The organism is Herbaspirillum sp. B65, from assembly GCF_000333555.1.
Classification (GTDB): Bacteria; Pseudomonadota; Gammaproteobacteria; order Burkholderiales; family Burkholderiaceae_D; genus Herbaspirillum; species Herbaspirillum rubrisubalbicans.
This window is the reverse complement of record NZ_BADI01000245.1, coordinates 1-893: the sequence shown is the minus strand read 5'-3', so window position 1 is coordinate 893 and position 893 is coordinate 1. Positions and strand designations below refer to the sequence as shown.

Below are 893 nucleotides of genomic sequence, written 5' to 3'. Positions count from 1 at the left end.
GCTGGCATCGGGCCGATTTCCTTGGCCCCCAGTCGCGCAACTCCTTGGCGATCTGCTTGGCTTCCTCGCCGGTGGGGCGCGGGCGCTTCAGGACCACGAAGGCGCAGATCGATTCGCCGGTGGTCTCATCCGGTTTGCCCACCACCGCCGCCTCGGCCACGATGCTGTTGGCCACCAGCGCCGATTCGATTTCCATGGTGCCCATGCGGTGGCCGGAGACGTTCAGCACATCATCGATACGGCCAGTGATGGTGAAGTAACCAGTTTCCTTGTTGCGCACCGCGCCGTCGCCGGCCAGGTAGATGTTGCCACCCAGTTCCTCGGGGAAATAGCTCTTCTTGAAGCGTTCCGGGTCATTCCAGATGGTGCGGATCATCGACGGCCACGGGCGCTTGACCACCAGGATGCCGCCATTGCCATTGGGCAGGTCATGCCCGGTCTCATCGACGATGGCCGCCGTGATGCCCGGCAGCGGCAAGGTGCAGGAGCCCGGCACTTGCGGCGTGGCGCCCGGCAGCGGCGAAATCATGTGACCACCGGTCTCGGTTTGCCAGAAGGTGTCGACGATGGGGCAGTTCTCGCGACCCACGTTCTTGTAGTACCACATCCAGGCTTCCGGGTTGATGGGCTCGCCCACCGAGCCCAGGATGCGCAGCGTGGACAGGTCGTATTGCTTGGGATGGACCTTCTCATCGGCATCGGCCGCCTTGATCAACGAGCGGATCGCGGTGGGCGCGGTGTAGAAGATGGTGGCCTTGTGACGCGCTACCATGTCCCAGAAGCGGCCGGCGTTGGGATAGGTCGGCACGCCTTCGAAGACGATCTGGGTCGCGCCCACGGCCAGCGGGCCATAGGCGATATAGGTGTGGCCGGTGATCCAGCCAATGTCGGCG

At 64.2% G+C, this 893-nt stretch carries 1 pseudogene; it reads right to left on the bottom strand.

The window, feature by feature from the left end:
• Window positions 1-893, bottom strand: a pseudogene (locus I5W_RS06460) (AMP-binding protein); the annotation flags it as partial.